Raw genomic sequence first — 19,558 nt, 5'->3', positions numbered from 1 at the left:
CTCAGAGGGTCTTCACCAGCACGTGGCACAGCTCGGCTTCGGACACGGTGCGCCCGTCCGGGAGGAAGTGCTCGGCGTAGCAGACGACCGTGCCGTGTCCCCAGTCCCGGTAGTCCAGGCGGCGGTACAGCCGGGCCGCGTCCGCGTTGTCCGTGCGCACGGCCAACGCGGCGCGCCGGTGCCCGAGACTCGCGAGCCGGCCCTCGGCCGCGCGGACCAGCGCCCGGCCGACGCCGCGGTTGCGAGCCACGGGCAGGACCTCCAGGTGCGTCAGGAGCGCGACGCCCGGCAGCCGGCTGCGGATCGGCGGTTCCTCGGCGGCCTCCAGCCACAGGTACAGGTCCCCGACCGGCTGATCCGCCCACCACGCGGTGAACAGGACGCCCAGCCCCTCGGATTGCCGCCCGAGCCGGTCGGAGAAGTACTCTTCCGCGCCGAGCGCGGTACTGAGCGCCTTGACGTCGGTGGGTTCGGCGGCCCGGATCGTCGCCTCGGCCGCGGGCTCCCCTTCGCCGGACGGGCAGCCGTCGGCGTCGCGCGGATCGGTCCTGAACATCGCGCCTCCAGCGTAGGGGGACCCGGCGGAAGCGCGCAGCCAGCGAAAGGAGCAGTCCCGGCGCGCGCACGGAGCAGCGCTGCGGGCGTGCTTGATCCCGCCGGGCCCTCCCCGACCGTCTTCCACATGCCCGCTCAAGACCGAAACGAAACGGGTTCAGCCGGGTAGTGGTCCGGACAACCGTCGCGAACCCGAGCTTCCGGCCGCCGTCCGATGCCCTTCACCACGAGGCTGCGGGAGAGGACTGCACCACCCCCGCCGGCGCGAACGACGTCAGATCAGCTCCAGCGGATCCAGCTGGATCCGCACCGGCTCGGCCGCCTTGCGGGCGTCCCGGCGGGCTGCCGCGTCGTGGAGCAAAGCGGCCAGCGCCTTGCCCTCCGGCCGCGCCACCCGGACCAGAGCGCGTTCGCGGGAGGCGTTGCCGTCGGCGTCGAAATCGCCCAGGGGGACGGGGCCGAGGACTTCGCCGGTGTCGGGCAGGGGCAGGTCGTCGAGGACGGAGGCGACGGCGTCGGGCGTGCCTTCGACGCTGGCCATGCGCATGGCGGGCGGGAAGCCCAGTTCGCGGCGCTGGCCGAGCTCCAGGCCGGCGTGCCAGGCGGGATCCCAGCGGACCAGGGCCTGGACCACGGACAGCCCGGCCTCCGCGCCCACCACGATCCGGCCGCCCGAGGCGGCCGGGCGCACCAGCGCGCCGGCGGCCATCCAGCGGCGCAGGGTCTCCTCGGCGGCGCGCAGGTCCTGACGGCCGAGCAGGGCCCAGCCGTCGAGGAGCAGCGCGGCGCCGTAGCCGCCCTCGGCGACCGGTTCGGCGCCGGGGGTGCAGACCACCAGCGCGGGGCGGCCCGGCACCGTCGCCAGCACCTCGGCCGCATCTGACGTCCGCACCGGAACGCCGGGGAAAGCCCGGCCGAGCTCTTCGGCCGTCCGCTTCGCGCCCACGATCACCGCGCGCAGCCGCACCGAACCGCAAGCCTGGCAACGGAACGCGGTCTCCGGCACGCCGCACCAACGGCACGCGGGCGGCTTCGGCGCGCCGTCCACCGAACCGCCGGGCAGTGCCAGCGGACCGGCGCAACGGCGGCAGTGCGCGGGCGTGCGGCAGTTGCCACAGGCCAGGCCCGGCACGTACCCGCGCCGCGGGACCTGGACCAGCGCCGGGAGGCCGGCGGCGAACGCCTGGCGCGCCGCCTCGAAGGCCACCGCGGGCAGGCGGGCGACGCGGGCAGCTTCGTCGCGGGCGACGTCGAAGTCCTCCCCCACCGGCGTCACGCGCGGGGCGGCCGCGCGCAGCTCGGCGCGGTCGGCCAGCACGGCCTGCGCCCAGCCCGACTCCACGAGCAGCTGCGCCTCCGCCGTCCTGGCGAATCCGCCGACCAGCAGCGACGACTTGGTGGCGTGCGCGCGATCCATGAGCACGTCGCGCACGTGCGGGTAGGGCGCGTGCGGGTCGAGATGCAGGTCGTCACCGTCGTCCCACACCACGAACAGGCCCGGGTCGGCCACCGGCGCGAACATCGCCGCGCGCGTGCCCACCACGACCCGGACCCCGCCGCGCAGCACGGCGAGCCAGCGCCGGTACCGCTCCGCGGGCCCGAGGCCGGCGATCAGCGCCACCACGGCGTCCTCGCCCATCAGCGCCACGCACGCCTCGTGCACCCGCGTGAGGTCACGATGGTCCGGCACGACGAGCACCGCGCCCCGGCCGCACGACGCCGCCACCGCCGCGGCCTCCGCGAGCCGGCGCGGCCAGTCCTCGCCCGGCAGGGCCTGCCACACCGCGTTGGCCGGCTTGGCGTCCGCCACGGCGTCCAGGAACGCCGGGCCCCACTGGTACCGCGACCACGCCGACACGTCCGGCACGTCCGGCGGCGGGGCCGGTTCCGCAGCGGGCTCGGCCTCGGCTTTGGCGTGCCTCGGTGGCAACGCCAGGCGCAGCACGTCGGAGAGGGTGCCGCCGTAGCGGTCGGCCACGGACCGGCACACGGCGTGCAGCGAAGGCGGCAACACGGGCTCACTCGACGTGACGCGCTCCAGGTACGCCAGCTTCCGCTCGTACTCCGTGGTGTCCGTGCGCTCCACGAGGTAGCCGTCCATGAGCTGGCCCGCGAACCGCACGCGCACGCGGCAGCCCGGCACCGCGGCCTCGTGCAGCTTGTCGGGCACCTGGTAGTCGAACGTCCGGTCCAGGTGCGCCAGCGGGATGTCCACCACGATCTTCGCCACAGGCAGCTCGGGCGCCGGTTGCTGTGCCCCCTTGCGTGGCCCGGCTTTCCGGGCCGCCGCGGTCTTCCCGGCGGCCTTGCCGGCAGCCGGCTTCCCCGCGCGCGGCGACGACGCCTTCGGCTCCGAAGCGGGGCGCGAAGGCTCCGGGAGGTCCCACAGCGGGGCGGGTTCGGAGCTGCTCACCCGGTGATCTCTACCAGACCGCCCCGACGGTCCCGCCGCCAGAACGCCGTGAAGGGCACCCCGGGGGAAGCGGATTCCCTCGAAATGCCCTTCACGAACAACAGAACAACCGGAAACTCAGGCGCCCGCGAGCGAACGCAGCGCGTCGGCGCGTGCGGTGCTCTCCCACGGCAGGTCGAGGTCCGTGCGGCCGAAGTGGCCGTACGCGGCGGTCGGCGCGTAGATCGGACGCAGCAGGTCGAGATCGCGGATGATCGCGGCCGGACGGAGGTCGAAGACCTCGCTGATCGCGTCCTGGATCTTCGTCGGGTCCACCGTCTCGGTGCCGAACGTCTCCACGAACAGGCCCACCGGCGCGGCCTTGCCGATCGCGTAGGCCACCTGCACCTCGACGCGCCCGGCCAGCCCGGCGGCGACCACGTTCTTCGCCACCCAGCGCATCGCGTACGCCGCGGAGCGGTCGACCTTGGACGGGTCCTTGCCCGAGAAGGCGCCGCCGCCGTGGCGGGCCATGCCGCCGTAGGTGTCGACGATGATCTTGCGGCCGGTCAGGCCGGCGTCGCCCATCGGGCCGCCGATCACGAAGCGGCCGGTCGGGTTGACGAGCAGGCGGGTGCCGGAGGTGTCGAGGCCCAGCTCGGCCAGCTCCGGCTCCACCACGTGCTGCTTCACGTCGACGCCGAGCATCTGCTCCAGGTCGATGCCGTCGGCGTGCTGCGTGGACACGACCACCGTGTCGAGGCGCACCGGCTGCTCACCCGCGTACTCGATGGTGACCTGGGTCTTGCCGTCCGGGCGCAGGTACGGCAGCACGCCGTCCTTGCGGACCGCGGTCAGCCGGCGCGACAGGCGGTGGGCCAGCGCGATCGGCAGCGGCATGAGCTCGGGGGTGTCCGAGCAGGCGTAGCCGAACATGAGGCCCTGGTCGCCGGCGCCCTGGCGGTTGATCTCGTCCTCGTCGGACTCCACGCGCGACTCGTAGGCGGTGTCGACGCCCTGCGCGATGTCCGGCGACTGGGAGCCGATCGCCACGTTGACGCCGCACGAGTTGCCGTCGAAGCCCTTGGCCGACGAGTCGTAGCCGATCCGCAGGATCACGTCCCGCACGATGGTCGGGATGTCGGCGTAGGCCTCGGTGGTCACCTCACCGGCCACGTGCACTTGGCCCGTGGTGATGAGCGTCTCCACGGCGACCCGGCTGCGCGGGTCCTTGGTGAGCAGGCCGTCGAGGATCGAGTCGCTGATGGCGTCACAGATCTTGTCGGGATGGCCCTCGGTCACCGATTCCGACGTGAACAGCCTTTTGGTGGACGCAGTCACGACCTCGTCACTTCCCTCGGTTTCGGCTCGGTACCCGCGAACTTAGGTACCCCTTACACGGCCCTACATTACCCAGAAGGCCTAGTGCTGGAGTCGACGTTCGCGCAAGCTTGTTACAGCGTCCCACACTGTGGCCGCGAGCCGCGCCTTCGCGCCGAGCGGGATCGCCTGCTCGGTGCCGTCGGCGGCCAGCAGCCAGCCGGAGTTGTCCTCCGTACCGAACGCCTTGCCGTCGCCCACCGCGTTGACCACCAGCAGGTCGGCGCCCTTGCGGCGCAGCTTCGTGCGCGCGTGGTCGAGCACGCTGCCGTGCTCGTCGCCCGTCTCGGCGGCGAACCCGACCACCGTCTGGCCCTCGCGACGGCCCTGGACCAGCTCGGCGAGGATGTCGGCGTTGCGGTCGAGGGTGATCACCGGGTCGGGCGAGTCGTCGGACTTCTTGATCTTGTAGTCGGCCCGCGTGGCCGGCCGGAAGTCGGCGACAGCGGCGGCCATCACGACCACGTCGGCGTCCGCGGCGGCCGCGTGCACGGCCTTGCGCAGCTCCTCCGCGCTCGACACGCGCTCCACGTGTGCGCCGGCGGGCTGGGGCAGCTCCACGGTGTGGGCGGCGATCAACGTCACGTCGGCACCACGCTGGGCGGCCACGCGCGCGAGCGCGAAACCCTGCTTGCCCGACGAGCGGTTGCCCAGGTAGCGGACGGGGTCCAGCGGCTCGCGGGTGCCACCCGCGGAGATGACCACGCGCAGGCCCTCGAGGTCGCGCGGCAACGCGCGGGGCTCGTCGAGCAGCAGGCGGGCCAGGTCCACGATCTCGGCCGGGTCGGCCAGCCGGCCCTTGCCGGTGTCGACGCCGGTGAGGCGACCGGCGGCGGGCTCGGTCACGACCATGCCGCGCGACCGCAGCAGCGCGACGTTGTCCTGCGTGGCCCGGTGCTCCCACATCTCCGTGTGCATCGCCGGGAAGAAGGCGACCGGGCACCGGGCGGTGAGCAGGGTCGTGGTGAGGAGGTCGTCGGCGATGCCGTGCGCGGCCTTGGCCAGCAGGTTGGCGGTCGCCGGGACGATCAGCACGAGGTCGGCTTCCTTGCCGACGCGCACGTGCTGCACCTCGGGCACCTCCGTGAACACCCCGGTGTGCACCGGGTGTCCCGAGAGGGCCTCGAAGGTGGCCGCGCCGACGAAGTTCAGCGCGGCCTCGGTGGGCACCACGCGGACGTCGTGCCCGGACTCGGTGAGGCCTCGCAGGACCTCACAGGCCTTGTAGGCGGCGATGCCGCCGCCTACGCCCAGGACGATCCTGGGCTTGGTGTCACTCACCCTCGGTGTGCTCGAGCAGACCACCGTGGATCTCGCGCAGCGCGATCGACAGCGGCTTCTCGCGGGGGCCCGGCTCCACGAGGGGGCCGACGTACTCCAGCAGACCCTCGCCCAGCTGGGCGTAGTAGTCGTTGATCTGACGCGCGCGCTTGGCCGAGTAGATCACCAGCGCGTACTTCGAGGAGACCTTTTCGAGCAGGTCGTCGATCGGCGGGTTGGTGATGCCCTCGAGCTCTTCCAGCATCGCCTGTTGAACAGCCACTCGTGCTACTCCGTATCGTCCAGGATATCGGCGGCAGAGGAATCGCCACCGGTAATCAAGTCTAGCAACCGCGCCGCGGCGGTCCCCACGTCGGCGTTCACGAGCCGGACGTCGAACTCGCCCGCGGCCGCCAGTTCGCGTTCCGCCTCGGCCAGCCGGGCCTGCACCGCGGCCTCGGACTCGGTGCCGCGCCCGGTGAGCCTGCCGACCAGCTCGTCCCACGACGGCGGCATCAGCATCACCAGCCGGGCGTCCGGCATGGCCGCCCGGACCTGCCGCGCGCCCTGCAGCTCGATCTCCAGCACAGCGGGCCTGCCGGCCGCCAGTGCCCGCTCCACGGGCTCGCGCGGCGTGCCGTAGCAGTTGCCCGCGAACTCCGCCCACTCCAGCAGCTGCCCGTCGGCGACCATCCGGTCGAACTCGGCCCGATCCACGAAGTGGTAGTGGCTCCCGTCGACCTCTCCGGGCCTCGGCTTCCGCGTCGTGACCGAGACGCTGAAGTAGATGTCCGGTTCGAGCTTGCGCAGCTCCCCCACCACGCTCGACTTCCCGACCCCGGAAGGCCCCGAGACGACGGTGAGCCGGTGGCGGGAGGTGTCCCCCGCCACCGGCTCACCGTCGCGGTCGGTGCCCCGGATCACCGGGTAGTCCTGACCGACGCCGCTCACTCTCCGCTGAACTCGGCCAGCAGCGCCTTGCGCTGCCGGTCGCCGAGCCCGCGGAGCCGGCGGCTGGGTGCGATCTCCAGTCGTTCCATGGTCTGCTGGGCACGAACCTTGCCGACGCCGGGGAGAGCCTCGAGCAAGGCCGAAACCTTCATCTTGCCGAGGACTTCGTTCTCCTCGGCCTGCTTCAGCACGTCGACCAGAGTGGTACCGCCCCGCTTCAGCCGCTCCTTCAGCTCAGCACGGATGCGGCGGGCGGCGGCGGCCTTCTCCAGCGCCGCAGCACGCTGTTCCTCTGTCAGCTGGGGAAGTGCCACGTTTTCCTCCGGTAGTTCTCAAATCTGGGTGGGTGACGCGACGGTACCCACCCTTGAGCAGGCGCCACAATGCGGGGGTGGCTGGTGGAGGCCGATTCCGGGGCCTGCTATTGGTCTTTTCCGGCTGTGTGACGCAGCAGCTCGGCGACCCGCACGACCTCGCGGCGCATGGCCTCGGGGTCCGGACCGTGGCGCAGCAGGTCGCGCGAAGACGCCGGCAGCAGCCCCGGCAGACCGGATCCGAACACTGCCCGTAAGTCCGCCACAGTTGCCCCCTGGGCGCCGAAACCGGGTGCCAGCACCGGCCCGTTGAGCCGGGAAAGGTCCAGCTCGCCGGGGGTGATCGTGGCTCCGACGACCACGCCGACGTCGCCGTAGGGCTCGGCTCCCGCGTTGTGGTCCGCCGCCGCGTCCACCACGCTCTGTGCCACCGTGCGGCCGTCCGCCAGCCGCGCGCTCTGCAGCGCGTGGGCCTCCGGGTTCGACGTGCGCGCGAGCACGAACAAGCCGTTGCCCGCCGCCGTGGCGGCCGCCACGGCGGGATCGAGCGCGCCGAACCCGAGGTACGGCGAAACCGTGGCCGCGTCGGCTGTGAACGCGGCCTTGTCGGCCACGTAGGCGGCCGTATAGGCCGCCATCGTGGAGCCGATGTCGCCGCGCTTCACGTCCAGCAGCACGAGCGCACCGGCGTCGTGGGCCGCGTCCACGACGCGTTCGAGCACCGCCACGCCCGGCGGGCCGAACGCCTCGAAGAACGCCGACTGCGGCTTCACGATCGCCGTGGTGGCCGCCAGGACCTCCGTGGCGCCCAGCGCGAACCGTTCCAGACCACTCGCGTCCAGGGGCAGGCCCCAGGACTCGATCAGGCCCGGATGCGGGTCGATGCCGGCGCACAGCGGCCCGCGTTCCGCGACCGCCTCCGCCAGCCGCGCCCCGAACCGCCGCGCGCTCACGACGTGGCCTTCAGCGCCGCCTGGAGGCTCTGGAGGCTGCGCACCCCGATGTCACCCCGGATGAGCGCTTCGATGCCGTGCACGGCCGCCGCCGCGCCCTGCACGGTGGTGATGCAGGGGATGTCGCGCGACACCGCCGCGGTGCGGATCTCGTAGCCGTCGATGCGCGGGCCGCTGTTGCCGTACGGCGTGTTGATCACCATCTCGACGCCGCCCGCGAGGATCACGTCCACGATGTTGGGTTCGGCCTCGGTCGAACCCTCGTAGTGCTTGCGCACCACCGTGCAGTCGACCCCGTTGCGCCGCAACACTTCGGCGGTGCCGGACGTCGCCAGGATCTCGAACCCGAGGTCCGCCAGCCGCTTCACCGGGAACACCATCGAGCGCTTGTCGCGGTTGGCCACCGAGACGAACACGCGCCCGGACGTCGGCAGCGAGCCGTACGCACCGCTCTGCGACTTCGCGAACGCCTTCCCGAAGGACACGTCCACGCCCATCACCTCGCCCGTGGACTTCATCTCCGGGCCCAGCAAGGAATCCACCCCGTGGCCCTCCGGCGTGCGGAACCGGTGGAACGGCAGCACGGCCTCCTTGACTGCCACCGGCGAGTCGGCCGGCATGCGGCCGCCGTCGCCCTCGGCGGGCAGCACGCCCGACGCGCGGAGGTCCTTGATCGTCGAGCCGGTCATGACCAGGGCCGCCGCCTTCGCGAGCGGCACCGCGGTGGCCTTCGAGACGAACGGCACCGTGCGCGAGGCACGCGGGTTGGCTTCCAGCACGTACAGCACGTCGTCCTTGAGGGCGTACTGCACGTTCAGCAGGCCGCGCACGCCGACACCGCGGGCGATCGCCTCGGTGGAGCGGCGCACCTCTTGGAGGTCGGTGGCGCCGAGCGTGATCGGCGGCAGCGCGCACGAGGAGTCGCCGGAGTGGATGCCGGCTTCCTCGATGTGCTCCATCACGCCGCCGAGGTAGAGCTCCTCGCCGTCGAACAGGGCGTCGACGTCGATCTCGATCGCGTCGTCGAGGAAGCGGTCGACGAGCACCGGGTGCTCGGGCGTGACCTCCGTGGCGCGGCGGATGTAGCCCGCGAGGGACTCCTCGTCGTAGACGATCTCCATGCCGCGCCCGCCGAGCACGTAGGACGGGCGCACGAGCACCGGGTAGCCGATCTCGTCGGCGATCCGCTTGGCGCCCTCGAACGACGTCGCCGTGCCGTACTTCGGCGCCGGCAGGCCGGCGTCGCCGAGCACCTCGCCGAACGCGCCGCGGTCCTCGGCCAGGTTGATGGCCTCCGGCGGCGTGCCGACCACCGGCACACCGGCGTCGGCCAGGCGCTTCGCGAGACCCAGCGGGGTCTGGCCGCCGAGCTGCACGATCACGCCCGCGACGGTGCCGGACTGCTGCTCCGCGTGCACGACCTCGAGCACGTCCTCGAAGGACAGCGGCTCGAAGTACAGCCGGTCGGAGGTGTCGTAGTCGGTGGAGACCGTCTCCGGGTTGCAGTTGACCATCACGGCCTCGAACCCGGCCTCGCGCAGCGCGATGGCGGCGTGCACGCACGAGTAGTCGAACTCGATGCCCTGGCCGATGCGGTTCGGGCCGGAGCCGAGGATGAGCACCTTCGGCTTGTCACCCTGCGCCACGACCTCCGACTGCGCCGCGGGGTCGGTCTCGTAGGCCGAGTAGTGGTACGGCGTGTCCGCCTTGAACTCGGCCGCGCAGGTGTCCACGGTCTTGAACACCGGCCGCACACCGAGGCGGTGGCGCAGCGAGCGCACGCCGTCCTCCCCCGCCAGTTCCGGGCGAAGCGCGGCGATCTGGCGGTCGGACAGGCCCGTGCGCTTGGCGCGGCGCAGCAGCTCGCCGTCGAGCACCGGCGCGTCGCGCACCTCGGCGCCGACCTCGCCGATCAGCGCGATCTGGTCCACGAACCACGGGTCGATACCGCTGGCCTCGTGGACCTGCTCGACCGTGGCGCCCAGGCGCAGCGCCCGCTCCACCTCGTACAGCCGGCCTTCGTGCGGCACGCGCAGCGAGTCCAAAGTGGACTCCATGGTCGCGCCCTCGGGATCCGGCAGGGTCCAGAACCCGGTCGCCTTGGTCTCGATCGACCGCATGGCCTTGCCGAGCGCCTCGGGGAAGCTGCGGCCGAAGGACATGGCCTCGCCGACGCTCTTCATCGTCGTCGTGAGCGTCGGGTCCGCGCCCGGGAACTTCTCGAAGGCGAAGCGCGGGATCTTCACCACGACGTAGTCCAGCGTCGGCTCGAAGGCCGCCGGGGTCTCGCCGGTGATGTCGTTCTGGATCTCGTCGAGCGTGTAGCCGATGGCGAGCTTCGCGGCGATCTTGGCGATCGGGAACCCGGTGGCCTTCGACGCGAGCGCGGACGAGCGGGACACGCGCGGGTTCATCTCGATCACGACCATGCGCCCGTCGTCCGGGTTGATCGCGAACTGGATGTTGCAGCCGCCGGTGTCCACGCCGACCTCGCGCAGCACGGCGATGCCGACGTCGCGCATCACCTGGTACTCGCGGTCGGTGAGCGTCATCGTGGGCGCGACGGTGACGGAGTCGCCCGTGTGGACGCCCATCGCGTCGACGTTCTCGATCGAGCAGACGACCACGACGTTGTCGTGCTTGTCGCGCATCAGCTCGAGCTCGTACTCCTTCCAGCCGAGCACGCTCTCCTCGATGAGCACCTCGGTGACCGGCGACTCGCTCAGACCGGTGGAGGCCAGGCGTTCCAGCTCCTCGGGCGTGTAGGCCAGGCCGGAACCCAGGCCGCCCATGGTGAACGACGGCCGGATCACCACCGGCAGTCCGAGCTCGGCGACGGTGGCGCGCACGTCCTCCATGGAGTTGCAGACGCGGCTGCGCGGGACCTCGGCGCCGATCGTGCGCACGATGTCCTTGAACTTCTGCCGGTCCTCGCCGCGCTGGATGGCGTCGATGTCGGCGCCGATCAGCTCCACGCCGTACTTTTCGAGCACGCCGCGCTCGTGCAGCGCGACCGCGCAGTTGAGCGCGGTCTGGCCGCCCAGCGTGGCCAGCAGCGCGTCGGGGCGCTCCTGCGCGATGACCTTCTCCACGAAGTCCGGCGTCACCGGCTCGATGTAGGTGGCGTCGGCGAACTCGGGGTCGGTCATGATGGTGGCCGGGTTCGAGTTCACCAGGCTCACGCGCAGGCCCTCGGCCCGCAGCACCCGGCAGGCCTGCGTGCCCGAGTAGTCGAACTCGGCGGCCTGCCCGATCACGATCGGCCCGGAGCCGATCACCAGCACGTGCTGGATGTCCGTCCTCTTCGGCATCAGGCCTTCTTCTCCATCAACTCAACGAACTCGTCGAACAGGGGCGCCGCGTCGTGCGGTCCGGCCGCGGCTTCGGGGTGGTACTGCACCGAGAACGCCGGCACGTCGAAGGCGCGCACGCCCTCGACGGTGTCGTCGTTGGGGCAGTAGTGGCTGATCTGCGCGGCGCCGTAGGGCGACTCGAACCGCTGGCCGGGCTCGCCTTCGAGCGCGAAGCCGTGGTTCTGCGCCGTGATCGCGACGCGGCCGGTGGCCACGTCGATCACCGGGATGTTGATGCCGCGGTGGCCGTAGCGCATCTTGTAGGTGCCCAGCCCCAGCGCGCGGCCGAGGATCTGGTTGCCGAAGCAGATGCCGAACAGCGGGATCTCGCGCTCCAGCACGGCCTTCGTCAGCGCTGTGGCGTGCGTGGTGGTCGCGGGGTCGCCCGGGCCGTTGGAGAGGAAGACGCCGTCGGCCTCGACCGCGAGCAGCTCCTCGACCGTGGTCGCGGCGGGCAGCACGTGGACCTCGATGCCGCGCTGCGTCATCAGGCGCGGGGTGTTGGACTTGATGCCCAGGTCGAGCGCGGCCACGCGGAAGCGCCGTTCACCCTGCGCGTCGACGACGTAGGGCTTGTCGGTGGAGACCTCGCCCGCGAGGTCGGCGCCCTTCATCTGCGGGCTCGCCAGCACCTCGGCCACCATCTGCTCGTCGCTGCCCAGCGCGTCGCCGGAGAACACGCCGGCGCGCATCGCGCCCTGCTCGCGCAGGTGGCGCGTGAGCGTGCGCGTGTCGACCTCGGAGATGCCGACGATGCCCTGGCGGGCCAGCTCCTCGTCGAGGCCGCGCTTGCTGCGCCAGTTGGACGGCGTGCGGGCCGGGTCGCGCACCACGTAACCCGAGACCCAGATGCGGGCCGATTCGTCGTCCTCGTCGTTCCAGCCGGTGTTGCCGATCTGCGGTGCGGTCTGCACCACGATCTGCCGGTGATAGGACGGGTCGGTCAGCGTCTCCTGGTAGCCGGTCATGCCGGTGCAGAACACCGCCTCGCCGAGCGTCCGCCCGCGCGCGCCGTAGGCCGCGCCGCGGAAGACGCGGCCGTCCTCCAGAACCAGGGCGGCGGGGACGCGAGTGCCGTTCGCGGTGCTCACTGGGCACCTCCCTTGATGTCGTGATCCGAGTTGTCGGGGGAAAGCTGGTCGATCCACTGTGGATACTCGTCGAGCTCGTCGCCGCGGAAGCCGGTGTCGAGATCGACGTCTCCCAGCCGCCAGGTGACGACGAGCAGCGCGTCGGTGCCCATCACCTTCCCGGCGATCTTCGAGTCGCGGCGGATCCCGGTGACCGCCTCGCGCGGGATCCAGAAGTCGGGGGCGCCGCCGCGTTCCACCACGATGCCGCCGGGGTGCAGGCGCCAGACCGCGCCGGTGCGCAGCCCCGCGCCCCGCGTCACGACCCGGTCCTGCCAGTTGCCGGCGGTGGTGGTGCTGACGTAGAGCCCGGTCGACTCCAGCAGGATCTCACCGGGATCCCCGGGAATTCCCGGGAACGGCGGCACCTGCGCGCTCTGCGAGCGCGACTTGCGCCGCCAGCCCACCCACATGCCCCACAGGCACAGGAGGAAGAAGACGACGATCCCCAGGGTGAGGAGGAACCGGTCCATCAGCAGATCTTCCCTTCGCGCGCGGTGATCCGCCCGCGCAGCACGGTGGCCGTCACCACGGCGGGCAGCCGCATTCCCTCGTACGGGGTGTTCGCGGAGATGCTGGCGAGCTCCGCGCCGCGCACCGTCCACTCCGCGCCGGGGTCCACGAGGGTCAGGTTGGCGGGCTCGCCGACCTCGATCGGGCGGCCGTGGTCGGGCAGGTTGCCGATCGCGGCGGGCCGCTCGCTCATCACGCGGGCGACGCCGCGCCAGTCGAGCAGGCCCGGCTCCACCATCGCGCGGACGACGACCGAGAGCGCGGTCTGCAGGCCCAGCATGCCCGGGCGCGCGGCGCTCCACTCGGTGTCCTTGTCCTGCACGGCGTGGGGCGCGTGGTCGGTGGCGACGCAGTCGATCACGCCCTCGGCCAGCGCGGCGCGCAGCTTCTCGACGTCGCCACCGGTGCGCAGCGGCGGGTTCACCTTGTTCACCGGGTCGTAGGTGGCGAGGCGCTCGTCGGTGAGCAGCAGGTGGTGCGGGGTGACCTCGGCCGACACCTTGGTGCCGCGGTCCTTCGCCCACCGCAGGACGTCGACCGTGCCCGACGTGGACACGTGGCAGACGTGCAGGCGCGCCTTGGCGTGCAACGCGAGCAGGCAGTCGCGCGCGACGATCGACTCCTCGGCCGAAGCCGGCCAGCCCGGGTAGCCCAGGCGCGCGGAGTTCTCGCCCTCGTTGGCCTGCGCGCCGACCGTGAGCCGCGGCTCCTCGGCGTGCTGGGCGATCACGGCGTCGAGCGCGGTCGAGTACTCCAGCGCGCGGCGCATCAGCAGCGGGTCGGCCACGCACACACCGTCGTCGGAGAACACGCGCACGGCGGCGGTGCCCTTGGCCATCGTGCCGAGCTCGGCGAGCTTCTCGCCCTTGAGCCCCACCGTGACGGCGCCGACCGGGTGCACGTCGACCAGCGCGACCTCCTGCCCGCGCCGCCACACGTGGTCGGTCACGAGCGCGTTGTCGGCCACCGGGTCGGTGTTGGCCATGGCGAACACGGCCGTGTAGCCGCCCAGCGCCGCGGCGGCCGAGCCGGTCTCGATCGTCTCGGTGTCCTCGCGGCCGGGCTCGCGCAGGTGGGTGTGCAGGTCGACGAAACCGGGCAGCAGCACCTGGCCCTCGGCGTCGAGGACCTCGGCGTCTTCGGGCACGGAGACCTGCCCGATGGCCGTGATCACGCCGTCCTCGACCAGGACGTCGACCGGTTCACCCTCCCCGTACGGGCGGGCGCCCTTGATCACCAAGCTCACGCTGCGGCTCCTTCACTGGCCAAGAGGTGGTAGAGGACCGCCATGCGCACGTGGACGCCGTTGCGGACCTGTTCGGTGATGGCCGAGGCCGGGGAATCGGCGACCGCCGAGGCGATCTCCATCCCGCGCAGCATCGGGCCGGGGTGCAGTACCACGGCGTGGTCCGGCAACAGGCGCTGGCGCCGCTCGGACAGGCCGTAGGAGATCGAGTACTCGCGCGAAGACGGGAAAAACCCGCCGTGCATCCGTTCCGCCTGCACCCGCAGCATCATCACGGCGTCGACGGCCGGCAGTTCGGCGTCGAGGTCGTGCGAAACCGTGACCGGCAGCGTCTCCACGCCGACCGGCAGCAGCGTCGGCGGCGCGACGAGCACCACCTCGGCGCCGAGGGTGCTCAGCAGGTGGATGTTGGACCGGGCGACGCGGCTGTGCAGCACGTCGCCGACGATCGCCACCCGGCGGTCCTTCAGCGATCCGAGCCGCTCGCGCAGGGTCGCCGCGTCGAGCAGCGCCTGCGTGGGGTGCTCGTGGGTGCCGTCGCCCGCGTTGACCACCGCGGTGCCGGCCTCGGCGAGCCAGCCCGACAGCCGGTGCGCGGCGCCCGAGGCGGGGTGCCGCACGATCACGCAGTCGGCGCCCGCGGCGGCGAGCGTGAGCGCGGTGTCCCGCAGCGACTCGCCCTTGTTCACCGAGGAGCTCGACGCCGAGACGTTGATCACGTCGGCGCTCATCCACTTCCCGGCGATCTCGAACGACACGCGCGTACGGGTGGAGTTCTCGTAGAACAGGGTGATCACCGTGCGGCCGCGCAGCGTCGGCAGCTTGCGGACCTCCCGGCCGAGCAGCGTGTGCTTCAGCTCGTCGGCGGTGTCGAGGACGGCCGTGGCGGTATCGGCGTCCAGACCGTCGGTGGCGAGCAGGTGCTTCACCGGGACTCTCCTTCCGGCGCGCGGAGCAGGACCGCGTCGCGCCCGTCCGTTTCGGACAGCAGCACGGACACGCCCTCGGCCCGCGCGGTGGGCACGTTCTTGCCGACGTAGTCGGCGCGGATCGGCAGCTCGCGGTGGCCGCGGTCGACGAGCACGGCCAGCTGCACGGCGCGCGGGCGGCCGTGGTCGCGCAGGGCGTCGAGGGCGGCGCGGATGGTGCGGCCGGAGAACAGCACGTCGTCGACCAGGATCACCACCCGGTCGTCGATGCCGCCGGGCGGCAGCTGCGTCTGTTCGAGCGCGCGCGGCGGACGGCGGCGCAGGTCGTCGCGGTACAGGGTGACGTCGAGGGCCCCCGTCGGGGGGACGACCCCGGAGAACTCGCCGATCTTCCCGGCGAGCCGGGTGGCCAGCGGAGTACCGCGGGTGGGAATGCCCAGCAACACCGGCGGGGCTTGATCACCGGGTGAGCCGGGGTCACCGGAAGCACCCGCACCGAGTGCGGTCTTCTCGATGACCTGATGGGCCATCCGGGCGATGGTGCGCGCGACATCGCCGGCCGAAAGAAGCTCGCGCTCCCCGACCGGTTCCGCCGCGCCACGCGGACGTGACGACAAGGCGGACCTCCTTCCCCGCCTCTCTGGACGGGTCCTTAAAGGACGTCGACTCCCAGCTCGTGCGGGGAAATCGCACCGACAGTAGCAGGAGTGGTCAATCAGCCTTCCGGGTGGTGTGCCCACGTCCGCGACCAGGTACGGAGACCTTCTGCTTGACCTGGTGACAACTATGCGTAACCATTACTCTGAGTATTCGACTCGAGGAGTCCCCTGACCGGTCACCCCGACCGGCGTGGGGGTGAGGAAACGGAGAACCACCAGATGGGCGATTACGCCAAGGCGCTCGGGGCCAAGCTCCGCGGGATCCGCCAGCAGCAGGGCCTCTCCCTGCACGGGGTCGAGCAGAAGTCGGGCGGCCGCTGGAAGGCCGTCGTCGTCGGCTCGTACGAGCGTGGCGACCGCGCCGTCACCGTCCAGAAGCTGGCCGAACTGGCCGACTTCTACGGTGTACCGGTGGTCGAACTGCTGCCGGAGGGCCGTGTGCCCTCAGGTGCCGAGCCCGCCACGAAGATCGTGATCAACCTCGAGCGGCTCCAGCAGCTGCCCGCGGAGAAGGTCGGCCCGCTCGCGCGGTACGCGGCCACGATCCAGAGCCAGCGCGGCGACTACAACGGCAAGGTGCTCTCCATCCGCACCGAGGACCTGCGCTCGCTCGCGATCATCTACGACATGACCCCCGGTGAGCTCACCGAACAGCTCATCGACTGGGGCGTCCTGCCGCCCGAGGCCCGTCCGTCCAAAGAAGACTGATGGGCGGCGGTTGCCCGATGTGGTGGGTGTTTTCGGCGGGGCACCGGAAACACCCACCGAGCTTCGGACACCGCCGGACCGGCTGCGGACGGTGATCAACATCGCCCCGGCCGTCCCCTCGCACCCACGTCCGCCGTTCCGGCGCGTGACCCGTTCGGGCTAGCGCTTCCGGGTTGCCGTGACGGTGAACCCGGTTCACCGGGCGACGCCCGGGCGGGGCCGAACACGGCCCGGCGCCGGCGGGGAAAACGCTCGGTGTGACGAAGACCTCTTCCGGACCCCACTCGTGAGGCTTCCTGGGGGCACCAGAACAACGCCGAAGGCCGCGGCTCCTTCACGGAGCTCGCGGCCTTCGGCGATTTTCGGCTGCGTTCGTCTTTGTTCGACGGCGCCGTCAGCGGGTCAGAGCACGGCCCGCAGGCGGTCGGCGATCGTCCCGATGCGCCCGAGCACGCCGTTGACGAAGCGCGGCGAGTCGTCGGTCGAGAGCTCCTTCGCGAGGCCCACGGCCTCGTCGATCGCAACGGGATCGGGCACGTCGGAGGACCAGAGCATCTCGTAGACGCCCACGCGCAGCACCGCCAGGTCGACCGGCGGCATGCGGTCCAGGGTCCAGCCCTGTGAGTGCTCGGCCAGCAGCTCGTCGACCTGCTCGCGATGCGTCGTGACGCCCTCCACGACGGTGATCGTGTAGTCGGCGACCGGGTCGACGTCGGTGGACCCGACCCGGTCGGCCAGCAGCGTGACCGGGTCGCTGCCGCGTTGCGAAGCTTCGTAGAGCATCTCGACGGCACGCCGGCGGGCCTGCCGCCTGCTGATCGCACCGCCGCGGTTCGGGTGCGGCTTCTGTTTGTCCGCCATCAGCCGGAGACGCGGCCGAGGTACCGGCCGTCACGCGTGTCGACCTTGATCTTCTCGCCGGTCGAGACGAACAGCGGGACCTGGATCTCCGCGCCGGTCTCGAGCGTCGCCGGCTTGGTGCCGCCGGTGGAGCGGTCGCCCTGCAGGCCCGGGTCGGTGTGCTGGATGAGGATCTCGACCGAGGTCGGGAGCTCGACGTACAGCGGCTCGTTCTCGTGCACCGCGACCTGGACCTCGGTGTTCTCGAGCATGTAGTTGGCGTTGTCCGACACGACCTCGGCCGGAACCGTGATCTGGTCGTAGGTGTCGCCGTCCATGAACACGAAGTCCTGGCCGTCCTTGTACAGGTAGGTCATGTTCCGGCGGTCCACGGTGGCCGTTTCGACCTTCGTGCCGGCGTTGAAGGTCTTGTCGACGACCTTCCCCGTCAGCACGTGCTTGAGCGTGGTGCGCACGAACGCACCGCCCTTGCCCGGCTTGACGTGCTGGAACGCGGTGACGGTCCAGAGCTGGCCCTCGAGGTTGAGGACGAGCCCGTTCTTCAGGTCGTTGGTGGTGGCCACGAGCTTTCGGTCTCCTGTGTCGATCTCTTCGTCCGCGGCCCGTCTCAGACGGCCACGAGGTCCTTGGTGCTCAGGGTGAGGAGTTCGGGCCCGGAGTCCCGCACGACGAGCGTGTCCTCGATGCGCACGCCACCGCGCCCCGCGAGGTAGACGCCGGGCTCGACGGTGACCGCCATACCGGCGGACAGTGTACCGACGCCCGTGGTAGCGAGGCTGGGCGCCTCGTGCACCTCGAGCCCGACGCCGTGGCCGAGGCCGTGCGCGAACTCCTCCGCGCGGCCCGCGGCGGCGATCACGGAGCGCGCCGCGGCGTCCACTTCGGACACGTCGGCGCCGGGGAACACGGCGGCGGTACCGGCCGCCTGGGCGCGGTGGACCAGGTCGTAGAGCTCGCGCTGCCAGTCGGCGGCCTTGCCGAGCACGACCGTGCGGGTCATGTCGGAGTGGTAGCCGTCGACCGTCGCGCCGAAGTCCATCTTCACGAAGTCGCCTTCGCGCAGCTGGGCGCCGGTGGGCTGGTGGTGCGGGATCGCCGAGTTGGGCCCGGCGGCCACGATCGTGGCGAACGACGGCTCCGACGAACCGTGCTCCAGCATGCGGTTCTCGAGGTCGCGTGCCACTTCCAGCTCGGTGCGACCGGCGCGCAGGCCGCCGGCCGCCAGCAGGTCGGCGAGCGCGCGGTCGGCCGCCGCGCAGGCCGCGCGCAGGGCCGCGACCTCGACCTCGTCCTTCACCGCGCGCAGCTGCTCGACCAGGCCGGGCGTGCGGACCAGCGTCACCTTGTCGAAGCGCACCTTGAGCGTCTCGTGGTCTTCCACGCTCACGTGCTGGCTCTCGAACCCGGTGCGCCCGTAGGTCGAATGGGCGCGGGCCGCGAAGTCGGCGAGCACGCGGTCGCTGGCGCGGCCCATCACGCGTTCGAGGTCGGGCACCTCGGACGCCGACTGGGTCGTGTAGCGGCCGTCGGTGCAGAACACGGTCTGCGCCTCGCCGCCGGCGTGCACGAGCAGCGCGGCGTTGGACCCGGTGAACCCGGTGAGGTAGCGGATGTTGAGCAGGTCGGTGACCAGCAGCGCGTCGACCCCGGACTCGGTGATCAGGGACCGCAGCGCGCCGCGACGGTGAGCATGGGTTTCAGGCACCCGGCCAGCTTAGCCACGCCCATCCGGCGCCCCGGGCAGCCGCGCGGTGGTCACGGACCGCATCCGGCCGGGTACGCGCGGCCGCTGATCCGGACGGACCACACGGCGTTCACCCGGTGGCACCTACACTCCGTCCATGCTGGGTGCCTGGTTGACTCGCGGGCTGGTCATGGCCGTCGTCCACGCCGCCGCCATGACGCTGCTCGCCAAGTGGTCCGTGTTCCACCCGACCGACCAGACGGTGATCACGTCCGTCACCCTCGCCGTGCTGGTGGGCGTCGCGGCGCTGTGGAGCGCGGTCGACGGCTGGCGCGGCAAGCCGGACCGCGGCCGGGCCTGGTTCATCGCCTCGCTGGTCGCCGGCGTCGTCTCCGGCATCCTGTACGTGATCGGCCGCGCGGTGTTCGTCGACCAGACCGGGACCTCGGAGCTGGGCGCGGCGCTCACCGGAGGCGCGGCGTTCTCGGCGCTGCTGGTGCTGGTGCCGGCCGGGCTGGGGCTGTTCGTCGGCTCGCGCGTGCGGCGGCCCGCGCCGGAGGACGAGGCGCCGGAACCCGAGGACGACGAGGACGACGGTTCGGGCAGCCAGTCGGGTCAGCTGGAGCTGCCGGAACCCGAGGCCGAACCGGCCGGCGCGCCGCGGCCGAAG

18 protein-coding genes and 1 pseudogene are annotated in these 19,558 nt (G+C 71.9%); 2 read left to right on the top strand and 17 right to left on the bottom strand.

Annotated features, from left to right (window positions below; translation table 11 throughout):
* Position 1: 1 nt before the first annotated feature.
* The 14 genes from AB0K15_RS09575 to pyrR form a co-directional block, all read right to left on the bottom strand.
* Positions 2-556, bottom strand: coding sequence for a GNAT family N-acetyltransferase (locus tag AB0K15_RS09575; RefSeq protein WP_364047621.1), 555 nt, complete (start codon positions 554-556; stop codon positions 2-4).
* Positions 557-829: 273 nt separating this feature from the next.
* Positions 830-2,968 (bottom strand): primosomal protein N', encoded by a 2,139-nt coding sequence (locus tag AB0K15_RS09570; RefSeq protein ID WP_364047619.1) that lies wholly within the window; start codon positions 2,966-2,968, stop codon positions 830-832.
* Between the two features lie 117 nt (positions 2,969-3,085).
* A complete protein-coding gene (metK, locus tag AB0K15_RS09565; RefSeq protein WP_360596632.1) occupies positions 3,086-4,288 on the bottom strand; it encodes a methionine adenosyltransferase in 1,203 nt (400 codons plus the stop codon).
* A gap of 81 nt (positions 4,289-4,369) precedes the next feature.
* Complete coding sequence (gene coaBC, locus AB0K15_RS09560; protein WP_364047617.1) at positions 4,370-5,608, bottom strand: bifunctional phosphopantothenoylcysteine decarboxylase/phosphopantothenate--cysteine ligase CoaBC; 1,239 nt, start codon at positions 5,606-5,608, stop codon at positions 4,370-4,372.
* The gene (rpoZ, locus tag AB0K15_RS09555; RefSeq protein ID WP_220247522.1) at positions 5,601-5,852 is read right to left on the bottom strand and encodes a DNA-directed RNA polymerase subunit omega; all 252 of its coding nucleotides are present in this window, start codon (positions 5,850-5,852) and stop codon (positions 5,601-5,603) included. Before rpoZ ends, coaBC begins: the two co-directional genes overlap by 8 nt.
* Before the next feature lie 23 nt (positions 5,853-5,875).
* On the bottom strand, positions 5,876-6,538 hold the full coding sequence (gmk, locus tag AB0K15_RS09550; protein ID WP_364047615.1) for a guanylate kinase: 663 nt from the start codon (positions 6,536-6,538) through the stop codon (positions 5,876-5,878).
* Complete coding sequence (gene mihF / locus AB0K15_RS09545) at positions 6,535-6,852, bottom strand: integration host factor, actinobacterial type (RefSeq protein WP_003096398.1); 318 nt, start codon at positions 6,850-6,852, stop codon at positions 6,535-6,537. Before mihF ends, gmk begins: the two co-directional genes overlap by 4 nt.
* Positions 6,853-6,959: 107 nt before the next feature.
* Positions 6,960-7,805 (bottom strand): orotidine-5'-phosphate decarboxylase, encoded by an 846-nt coding sequence (gene pyrF, locus AB0K15_RS09540; protein WP_364047612.1) that lies wholly within the window; start codon positions 7,803-7,805, stop codon positions 6,960-6,962.
* Positions 7,802-11,116, bottom strand: coding sequence for a carbamoyl-phosphate synthase large subunit (gene carB, locus AB0K15_RS09535; RefSeq protein WP_364047610.1), 3,315 nt, complete (start codon positions 11,114-11,116; stop codon positions 7,802-7,804). Before carB ends, pyrF begins: the two co-directional genes overlap by 4 nt.
* Positions 11,116-12,249: a glutamine-hydrolyzing carbamoyl-phosphate synthase small subunit gene (gene carA, locus AB0K15_RS09530; RefSeq protein WP_364047608.1), complete on the bottom strand. Its 1,134-nt coding sequence runs from the start codon at positions 12,247-12,249 to the stop codon at positions 11,116-11,118. The genes carB and carA overlap by 1 nt, the downstream gene beginning before the upstream one ends.
* A complete protein-coding gene (locus AB0K15_RS09525) occupies positions 12,246-12,761 on the bottom strand; it encodes a transporter (protein WP_364047606.1) in 516 nt (171 codons plus the stop codon). Before AB0K15_RS09525 ends, carA begins: the two co-directional genes overlap by 4 nt.
* Positions 12,761-14,047: a dihydroorotase gene (locus tag AB0K15_RS09520; RefSeq protein ID WP_364047604.1), complete on the bottom strand. Its 1,287-nt coding sequence runs from the start codon at positions 14,045-14,047 to the stop codon at positions 12,761-12,763. Before AB0K15_RS09520 ends, AB0K15_RS09525 begins: the two co-directional genes overlap by 1 nt.
* Positions 14,044-14,976, bottom strand: a complete 933-nt coding sequence (locus AB0K15_RS09515) for an aspartate carbamoyltransferase catalytic subunit (protein ID WP_220238462.1) — start codon at positions 14,974-14,976, stop codon at positions 14,044-14,046. The genes AB0K15_RS09520 and AB0K15_RS09515 overlap by 4 nt, the downstream gene beginning before the upstream one ends.
* Entirely contained in the window at positions 14,973-15,593 is a 621-nt protein-coding gene (gene pyrR, locus AB0K15_RS09510) for a bifunctional pyr operon transcriptional regulator/uracil phosphoribosyltransferase PyrR (protein WP_364047601.1), read from the bottom strand. The genes AB0K15_RS09515 and pyrR overlap by 4 nt, the downstream gene beginning before the upstream one ends.
* A 261-nt stretch (positions 15,594-15,854) precedes the next feature.
* Here pyrR and AB0K15_RS09505 point away from each other — a divergent pair, with 261 nt between their 5' ends.
* Positions 15,855-16,343, top strand: a complete 489-nt coding sequence (locus AB0K15_RS09505; RefSeq protein WP_003096372.1) for a helix-turn-helix domain-containing protein — start codon at positions 15,855-15,857, stop codon at positions 16,341-16,343.
* Positions 16,344-16,745: 402 nt separating this feature from the next.
* Here the strand turns inward: AB0K15_RS09505 and nusB are convergent, their stop codons facing one another.
* The 3 genes from nusB to AB0K15_RS09490 are packed head-to-tail and all read right to left on the bottom strand — an operon-like array spanning position 16,746 to position 18,909.
* Positions 16,746-17,204: a transcription antitermination factor NusB gene (gene nusB, locus AB0K15_RS09500; RefSeq protein WP_364047599.1), complete on the bottom strand. Its 459-nt coding sequence runs from the start codon at positions 17,202-17,204 to the stop codon at positions 16,746-16,748.
* Positions 17,204-17,767: an elongation factor P gene (gene efp, locus AB0K15_RS09495; RefSeq protein WP_360596650.1), complete on the bottom strand. Its 564-nt coding sequence runs from the start codon at positions 17,765-17,767 to the stop codon at positions 17,204-17,206. Before efp ends, nusB begins: the two co-directional genes overlap by 1 nt.
* A 44-nt stretch (positions 17,768-17,811) precedes the next feature.
* Positions 17,812-18,909: a Xaa-Pro peptidase family protein gene (locus AB0K15_RS09490; protein ID WP_364047597.1), complete on the bottom strand. Its 1,098-nt coding sequence runs from the start codon at positions 18,907-18,909 to the stop codon at positions 17,812-17,814.
* A gap of 136 nt (positions 18,910-19,045) precedes the next feature.
* Between AB0K15_RS09490 and AB0K15_RS09485 the strand changes: the two are divergent.
* A pseudogene (locus AB0K15_RS09485) lies at positions 19,046-19,441 on the top strand (B-4DMT family transporter); the annotation flags it as partial.
* Between the last annotated feature and the right edge of the window lie 117 nt (positions 19,442-19,558).

Source organism: Amycolatopsis sp. NPDC049253 (genome assembly GCF_040678995.1).
Lineage (GTDB): Bacteria > Actinomycetota > Actinomycetes > Mycobacteriales > Pseudonocardiaceae > Amycolatopsis.
Note: the sequence above shows the minus strand (reverse complement) of the source record. Positions and strands in the feature narration are given on the sequence as shown.